The organism is Chrysosporum bergii ANA360D (genome assembly GCF_029891735.1).
GTDB lineage: Bacteria > Cyanobacteriota > Cyanobacteriia > Cyanobacteriales > Nostocaceae > Umezakia > Umezakia bergii.
Genome location: NZ_JANQDH010000024.1, coordinates 53,827 through 62,554, shown reverse-complemented (window position 1 = coordinate 62,554; position 8,728 = coordinate 53,827). Strand labels below are relative to the sequence as shown.

Here is an 8,728-nt window from a genome sequence, read left to right as displayed (position 1 = left end):
TTCGATCGCTAGTAATTCAATACCAACTAAAGAAACACGCGCCCAAGCATCTACAACGATACCTTTGTCTAGGATTCTATCAATAACTTCTGCCAAGCTGGAGGAAGAGTTGGTTTTTTCGACTGCCATGTGTTTAACCTCGATTTGTTGTCAAGTTTGTTTCTAGGTAGCAAAAGCATACTTTGCTTTTGTTCGCCTGGAACAATGTATACCATAAACATTTATTTGAAAGCAATACCTTTACAAAAAATTTTTTCTAGCACGTAATATTTTTATAACTCTTTATGTTGCAATAATTTTAACTAGTAAATTTAAGAGTTGTTACATCTTGTGTAATAAAGCGGAAACATACTTGACAAGAGATGGAGAGTATGAAACAAAACCCAGGAGACCCCCTGGACTCATCACTCTAAATCAGCAATGCCAAAAAAAGCATTGTGGTAGGGGCTTATTGCAATACCTATAAATAAAATGGTGGATCATGGCAACTCATGTGATCAAAATCAGCCATGCCAAAACTCTTCAGACCGCCTCTCAACCTCTTTGACCTTTGGCCAAGTTTTTAAATTTGGTGAACTGTGGATCAAATAAAAGCTTAACATTGCCTGTGGGTCCGTTACGGTGTTTAGCTATGATTACTTCGGCAATTCCCCGATCAGGACTGTCAGGATTGTAATAATCATCGCGGTATAACATGACAACTAAGTCTGCATCTTGCTCAATACTGCCACTTTCTCTCAAATCCGATAACATAGGGCGCTTGTTAGTACGTGCTTCTACACCGCGACTTAATTGAGATAGGGCAATGACCGGTACACACAATTCCCGAGCCAGACCCTTCAGGGAACGGGTAATCCTGGATAATTCTTGGACACGGTTATCACCAGCACCTTCCATTAATTGTAAATAATCTATGACGATTAATCCTAATTCTGTTCCTTGTTCTGCTTGCAGCCTTCTGGCCTGACTACGCATTTGGGTGATGGTAATATTAGCTGTGTCATCAATAAAAATGGGTATATCGGAAAGCTTATCAATAGCACGGCTTAAAGGTTCCCATTGTGTTTGACTAATGCGCCCACTGCGGAGATAACTGGTTTCAATTCCCGCTTCACTAGCCAATATTCTCTGCACCAGCTGTTCTTTAGACATTTCTAAACTGAAAAAGGCAACCGGTAATTTATAACTGGCTGCGATATTATGAGCGAGATTGAGACAAAATGCCGTTTTCCCCATTGATGGTCTGCCGGCGATAATAATCAAGTCGGAACGCTGAAAACCACTGGTTAAGGAATCTAAATCATAAAACCCACAAGGAATTCCCGGTAGGGCGATGCCTTGGTGACGAGTTTCAATATCTTGAAAGGTATTAATCAGTGTGTCAGAAATATGAGTTAAACCTGAGTGGGGACGTTCTTGAGTAACGCCAAAAACTTTCTGTTCTGCTTGGTCTAAGACTGTTGGTAATTCCGTTTCTGTCTCGTAACCAAGATGGACGATTTCATTACCGGCTTTAATTAACTGCCGTCGCAGGTACTTTTCCATCACTAAACCTGCTAAGGCATCAATGTTAACTGCTGATACTGTGCGGTCTACGAGACTAGCTAATTTATTTCTTCCACCAATGCGGGAAAGGATGTCGTGATCTTCTAACCAACTGGTGACTGAGAGTAAGTCTGTGGGTTTACCTTGGGCGTGGAGGCGCAGGGCTGCTTGATAAATATCTTTGTGAGCGCTAATATAAAAGGCTATGGGTAATAGGCGATCGCTCACTCGCCCAATGGCTTCTGGATCTAGTAATATTCCCCCCAAAATCGCTTCTTCTGCTTCAATATTTTGGGGTGGTAGGCGATTGCCACCATTACCTTGAAAAATTATTTCTTCAGACATAAGCGATTTTAGTTGCGAAATTCTGAGTCTTGGCGTTTGCTATTATCCTTATACTCGAAAATTTAGCGGAAGGTGCCATAGCAGTAAACTTGCCCAAAAAAACTACCAACTAACAAGCCCTAGCCTATGCTGATTCAAAAAATTACTATTTTAGCTTTCCCCGGTCTCAAGACACGGGGACTCCAATTCAGCAATGTTGACCCAAGTATAACTGAGGATTTAGCAATACTTTCCGTTAGCTGCCTACAACTTCAATGTTGATTTGAGCCGTGACATCAGAATGTAGCTTGATTTCGGCTTGATAAGTGCCGATATGGTTAATATCGGGGATGGTGATACCACGGCGATCAATTTCTTGACTGGTGGCCGCCTGAATTGCATCTGCCACATCTTGGGTGGTGACTGTACCAAAAATTGCTTCGTTTTCACCAAGGGGTTTAGAAATTTGCAAACTGCCAATTTTTTCTAAAGCTGCTTTTTGCTCTAAGGCTTGTTGACGCAGTTCTAATTGGCGTTGGCGCTCTTTCTCGCGACGGCGTTCTACTTGTTTGAGAATACCGGGAGTGGCATGGGTTGCCAAGTTCTGGGGAATGAGATAATTACGAGCATAGCCTGGAGCTACGTCTACTAAGTCGCCTGATTTTCCCAGCTTGCTAATATCTTGATTTAAAACTAACTGTACACGTTTCGGCATTGTTGTTTTTTCCTGTAAAATCTGATTAACTAGGGTATAGAGAGCATATCTCCCATAAATGTGGCTTGATCTTCAGGAGCTTTGCCACACCCTAAAGCTTATAGATTTTAGCGAATTCAGTGGCGCGATCGCAACTATTTTAGTGAAGTTAATTGAGAACAAGTGGCTATTATATGCTTATGCAGGGTGCAGAATGTGGGATAGTCTATTGGCAAGCTTCATAACCCACTTCATTTCATCAGTCCATCCTTAAAGTTACGATATCTCAGCTTCATGTTGCTGAATTTTTTGTTGAAAAAACTCATGCTAGTTTTTTGCCAACGCATTAACTGACTCTCAGCTTTAAAGCTTTTTGGTCTTTCCTCTGGTGAGTTTAAGTAGCGATAGTGTAAAAACACATCTCGATATGGAATATCCATATCTTCGCCGCTGCAAAGTCGCGTAAATTTTGATGCTCCTATACTCATATAGTGTAAATATGTCAGTCGGCGTTGTTTGTCGTATAAAACGTTATCTACCAGATCAAATTGAGAACGCCAGTGAGTACCGGTTACCTGATCCGGGTCATGATAAGCAAAGTTATAGTATGAAATGCCACTCTGCAACACCATATAGTTAAATAAAGATTGGTCTGGCCCCCCCAAAGCCATCACTTCAGCCTCACCAGCCTTTAATTTTTCCAAGAGACTTGCTAACATTTCCCTAGAGAAAATATGTTTTTTTGTGGCAAACCAACCCGCACAAAAAACCTTATTCTGCAAATTTTCATCAGAAAACACTTGTTGCAAAAGCTCTTGTGGACCATCGAAAATATATTTTAGCTCCGATTTATACTGAAAATCATGTACTACCCAGTCAAAACTGTCTAACTTTTCATAAATGTAGTCTATAGGACCCATTAATAGAGTATCTGCATCAAAATAAATAAACTTATCAAAAGCACCATCTAAACCGCAGAGTTTGCGGTGCATTGGTAAACGATACAGTTCCGACAAGCCCCGTTTTCGCCATGTGGTTTGCGCCCTTGGGTAGTTTTTCCATACCTGGGTGGTAAAATCATCCCAATAAGCTAGGGAATCCGATTCTTCAAACATTGTGACATAATCCCTACAGGCCACCTCTGCCCGCACCTTCTCTAGCCGTTGATCATAGGGAATTACACAAACAGGAATTTGCCTACCAGCATTAACTTCGATACTGTTAAGCAAAGCAACTAATTGGTCATAAACAACATCATTAGCCAGAGTGTAAATACCGTTAATCATGGGTATAGTCCTATAGATTAAGTACGAAAATTGATCAAGCTGAATAAACGGCTAGTTAACTTAGATATCACAGCCAATTTACCTTGATGAAGGTAACGATAGTGTTGCCATAATTCCCAATACGGGCTACCAATTTTCATTTTTATACCTGCCCAGTGGAGATATTTTAACTTTTTTTCTTGATCATATAGGACGTAATCTCGCTGTTGAAAATTGGGAGAATTAGCCCAACTACCAGCACCTCCTCCTGGAATTTTCACCAGATTATCACGTTTATCAATTAACTTGAGAATCAGGTAATTGAGAATTGGCTGATCTGTGACTCCTTGTGAAAAATCAAAATATTGGCGATGATTAGCACATTGTTGCAATACTTCATCCATTTGTTGAGCGGTAATAGTTCCTTTTTTTGAACCCCAAAAGCCGCTATTAAATACATCTTCTAGTTGTGCATCTGTAAAAATTTTCTGCTCTTTTACCACAGGGGAAAAGATATTTCTCAGCTTGTCATTTGCATGATGATAATCACAACAGAAAAAATCAACTTCTGCTAGTTTTTCTAGATTATCGGCTATTTTCTCAAAAACTACAATATCAGTATCAATATAAATAAACTCATCTAAAGGACCGAACCATGCTACCAATTTACGCATTTTATTGGGTAAAGCCAGGAAATCTCGAGGGAAAATTTCACCTATACGTTGAGTGAATTTGTCGATGAGTTGTAAATCTGGGAAAACTTTGACATTGTGTAAGGTTCCCAGTGTATCCGCTACTTGGTGATAATTATCATTAAAAGGTATGAGATAAACTTCAATTTCTTGGTCATAGAGACGAATACTATTGAGCAAGGCAATGGCATTATCAATAACCCGGTCATTGGCAACAATATAAATTCCCCTAATCATAAATTATCCTTTAATTAGCTTAAATTTGCGCAAAGCCCGCATCAGTAAATTTGGTGATGATGAGCGGGAGTAACTCTGGGGAGGATTTTTAAACACTGGGCGCTGCTGTGGTTCATGCAGATAGCGATAGTAGAGAAATAAATCCCGATAGGGAAAATCAATATTTTCTCCAGCACACACTGCTTGATTAATTTTAGGAGGAATACCAATGTAATGGAGGTAAGTTAGTCGATTACCTTTATCATACAGAATATGGTCTCGTTCTTCAAAGTGCTTTGATGTGGCACAACATCCCGTCACTTCACTACTCGGCAGTTGTTGTGCAAAGTTATAAATAGGGAGATGACAACGCATGACCATATAGTTGAGCAAAGGTTGCTCACCAGCACCGCTATATAAAATTTCTTTTTCACCACTTTGTAAATTAGATATGAGCCAATTTCTTGTTTCTTCGTTAAATATTCCCCCTTTTGCACCATAGAATCCTGAACAAAATATTTCTGTATCTATCCTTTCTTGGGGAAAAACTTCCAGTAACTTAGTACAATTAACATTGTAAATTTTACTAACATCCTTGAATTGAAAATCGTAGACGATAAAATCATAGTGATCTAGCTTGGCAAATACTGGTGCAAGTGAGTTCATCACCAGAGTATCAGCATCTAAATAAATAAACTTATCAAATGGTCCGTCAAAAGCACAAAAACGACGGTGAGCGCCATAAAGGCGGAACTTACTCCGATTCAATCTTTCTGGTGCTGCCGCCAGCATAAATTGATCCCAGCTATTGATGGATTCTTGATTATCGTACAGAAATACATTGGGACGCTTGGTTATTTCTTCAGTAATTCGCTGGGTCTGATCATCAAAGGGATAAATACAAACAGGAGTGTCTTTTCCTAAGAAAACATCAATACTGTTGAGCAAAGCTACCAGTTGATCAAAAACATAATCATTGGCTAGAGTGCAAATACCATTCATAATTTTTATGATTGTTGAGCAACAAATTCTGATAACCAGTTAAGCAGATTTAGTTTATGTAAAATAATTTGCCTAGCTTCAGCGATCGCATCTTTAGCAGTATACCAAGCATCGGGTGTAGCTGTTACTTCTTGGATATAAGCAATACCTTTTTCATCCAAACTAGGCAACCGTAAAAAACTACCTGGTGGCAATAGCTGATCAGCCGCAGGTCCACCATAATAAATTGGCAAACACCAAGCCAACAAAGAATCCCATAATTTTTCACTCACATACCAACTATTTTCAGTGTAATTTTCAATGGCAAGATTGTAATAGTAAGGAGCCATACCATACCATTTATTGCCCAACTCACCCGAATTTTTTGACCATGAAGGCAAATTGCGCCCGTACAAATCAAATTTAATTTCCCGGGACTGTAGGGACTGCAAAAAATCTAACCTCTGGCGATGGTTGACTGTACGATTAATGCCAGAGGTTATCCAACTACAAGAGTAAACCTTTTCAGGGTGTGGCATTTCATTTAATTCTCTAAATGAGTTACCATGATACCAAATCGCAGGCATATAGTCAGGATGGGGCGCAAAGTCATCAGGTCCGGAAATATAACCACAATATTTTTGTGCTTCCTCATAATTACGTTTAGTAATCTCGATAACTTCAGTTAATGGTGGTTCTCGCAAAAGATAAATTATCCGCTCTTGAGGGACACCACGTAAAATAGACTTCATGTCTAACTGAGGTTTTTGCGGTTTTTGACGTAAATTTTGCCACCAAGTTTTGGGTTGGGTCCGTTTAGGAAAGTCAAACTGATACATCAGCAGAAAATCTGGTTTTGTTCCCAGCGCCTGCATTTGTATATTGCCCCAAATGCCAAAGTGATGGGGAGTTTGTTGCCACAGCCAATCCCTTCTTTTATCAAGATTTGCATAGCTGCTAATCATGCCAATGGTTTTGAGACTCATTTTACCCATTAGATAAGAGGTTTAATATCTGAGAGTAGTACCAATGATTGCGTTGGCGACTTTCATCAAGACTTTCAGGATAAACTCTACAGTGTTTGAGATAATCTTGCCAATTATCCATCTGACAGAAAAACTTGTTTTCATAACGAAACTCAAACAATGTTTTATTAAACAGTGACAGTTTGACTTTCTGCTGTACCCATTTTTGAATGGGAAATATTCCCGGAGGATGTTTGAGTGTATAGAATTTGCTGCTAAATGGAAAAGATAAAACTTTTCTCCCTAGTAGTGTACCCCAATATGCCCCATGATATGAACTAGTTAATATAGTTTCCCCGGAACCCAAAAAATCCAAAATTTCCTCAATATCTTGATTATTATTAGTCAGGTGAGGAAAGTTACCAATTTTGATTTGAAATTTTTTATGGGAAAAAACCACAAATTCATGTTTGATATCCCGCTTTTTATCAAATCCTGGGTGCATACAGCTAGGGCAAGCTACCCAATTATATTTACAGTTAACATCGCGAATCCCAACCAAATCAAAATTAGTCAGATACTGAGAATAATTAAAATTATCTAACTCTTGATGAGTAAAATTACCGCCATAAATCTGCTGACCAATTCCCCAAGCAATTAATTTTGTATTTGCTTTAGATGCAGTTAATTTTGTAAAGGAATGTAAAAATGGTTGATATAACAGTCCACCTCCGCCTAGGATAAGATGTTTACCTCTGATTTCATCATCACTGATGGTTCGGATATCGGCTTGTTCTACAGTATAGCCAGGAAAAGTAAAATACTTAGTGGGTGCAGAAAATAAATCTCCGATATTTGTGTAATCAATCACATGGTAATTAACAATTGATTTCATGACTTAGATGTGAGTTTTGTTGCTTGTGTGTCAAAGTAAGAGGTAACAAGATCATTTATTTCTGAGGTAAACCTCTGGGTAGAAAATAAATTTCTTTGGGTAGTCAAAGATTGCAGCAGTTTGTTTTGTTTTTCTGAACTACTTAAAACATTAATAATTTTTTCTACAGCTTCCTCTTCCTGATCAAAAAATAATTCTTGAAGATTCTCGCCTACAATTTCCACCTGTCCGCCTTCACTTCTCACAAAAGGAATAGCACCAGCTTTGACCATTTCCGCAATAGAGATGCCAAAAGGTTCTTTTTTAAAGTGAATACCGTACTTACATTTAGCCAGAACTTCAATATATTCTTGATAGGGAAGATTTTGATGTAAAGTTATCCAAGATGAGTTTTCTTGCACCATCTTTTTCACTAAATTAGTGTATTTCCATTCATAAAAACTACCACCTCCCCCGGTGATATGTAGTTGAATATCAAAGCCTCTTTCACGAACCAGCTTGAGAATTTTAATAATTTTATGAGGCTGTTTAGGTTCTGCTATTCTCCCGCTACAAATAAAGGCATTTTCTTTCTCGCTCCAAGGTATATTAGGGGTATCTATCACCACAGGAGGATATACGACATTAGCAGAAATACCATAGTGTTTCTTAATATGACCTGCTACACAGTAGGAATTAGTAATAGATATATTGCTAACTAGTTGTTCCTGAGAAAAACCAGATATTTTTCTATGAAAAGCTTTGCCCTCAATAACTTTTATCCAATGTATATATTGGATTCCAGGTTGACCCATATCCGTGGCATTATAGGCAGATATTACTAAATCATATTCGTGACTATGTTGCTTAAACACGCGAATTAATAGATGAATAAATAGGGTATTAATATCCTGACTTTTTGCCATGATTATATAGCAAAGCACATCTAAAAATTTGGGAAGAATGGTTTTAAGTTTAATATTTTCCTTTGATATACTTGTTCCATACATGGAATTGAGTTGTTCAAGTTGAATATTACCAAGGGTAAATAATGTGATCTCATGGTTATCTTTTAACGCCTGGATCATCCACAATCCCACAGCTTCTGCACCACCTCCCATGAAACATGGGTAATAAATAGCTATTTTTTTCATCATTAAATATCCTCTTAT

Annotated in this window: 9 protein-coding genes; all 9 read right to left on the bottom strand. The window is 38.3% G+C overall.

Annotated elements, in window-relative coordinates:
• Positions 1-129: gas vesicle protein GvpJ (gvpJ, locus tag NWP17_RS03835; protein ID WP_280653591.1), on the bottom strand; the 129-nt coding region annotated here is incomplete at its 3' end.
• Between the two features lie 405 nt (positions 130-534).
• Complete coding sequence (gene dnaB, locus NWP17_RS03830) at positions 535-1,890, bottom strand: replicative DNA helicase (protein ID WP_280653588.1); 1,356 nt, start codon at positions 1,888-1,890, stop codon at positions 535-537.
• Positions 1,891-2,125: 235 nt separating this feature from the next.
• On the bottom strand, positions 2,126-2,584 hold the full coding sequence (gene rplI, locus NWP17_RS03825; RefSeq protein WP_280653587.1) for a 50S ribosomal protein L9: 459 nt from the start codon (positions 2,582-2,584) through the stop codon (positions 2,126-2,128).
• Positions 2,585-2,814: 230 nt separating this feature from the next.
• Positions 2,815-3,849 (bottom strand): Npun_R2821/Npun_R2822 family protein, encoded by a 1,035-nt coding sequence (locus tag NWP17_RS03820; RefSeq protein ID WP_280653586.1) that lies wholly within the window; start codon positions 3,847-3,849, stop codon positions 2,815-2,817.
• Between the two features lie 17 nt (positions 3,850-3,866).
• On the bottom strand, positions 3,867-4,757 hold the full coding sequence (locus NWP17_RS03815) for an Npun_R2821/Npun_R2822 family protein (RefSeq protein WP_280653585.1): 891 nt from the start codon (positions 4,755-4,757) through the stop codon (positions 3,867-3,869).
• A 3-nt stretch (positions 4,758-4,760) separates the two neighbouring features.
• Positions 4,761-5,738, bottom strand: coding sequence for an Npun_R2821/Npun_R2822 family protein (locus tag NWP17_RS03810; RefSeq protein ID WP_280653584.1), 978 nt, complete (start codon positions 5,736-5,738; stop codon positions 4,761-4,763).
• A gap of 5 nt (positions 5,739-5,743) precedes the next feature.
• On the bottom strand, positions 5,744-6,703 hold the full coding sequence (locus NWP17_RS03805; protein ID WP_280653590.1) for a glycosyltransferase family 10 domain-containing protein: 960 nt from the start codon (positions 6,701-6,703) through the stop codon (positions 5,744-5,746).
• Between the two features lies 1 nt (position 6,704).
• Entirely contained in the window at positions 6,705-7,577 is an 873-nt protein-coding gene (locus NWP17_RS03800) for a polysaccharide pyruvyl transferase family protein (protein ID WP_280653583.1), read from the bottom strand.
• Positions 7,574-8,713, bottom strand: a complete 1,140-nt coding sequence (locus NWP17_RS03795; RefSeq protein ID WP_280653582.1) for a glycosyltransferase family 4 protein — start codon at positions 8,711-8,713, stop codon at positions 7,574-7,576. Before NWP17_RS03795 ends, NWP17_RS03800 begins: the two co-directional genes overlap by 4 nt.
• Positions 8,714-8,728: the final 15 nt, after the last annotated feature.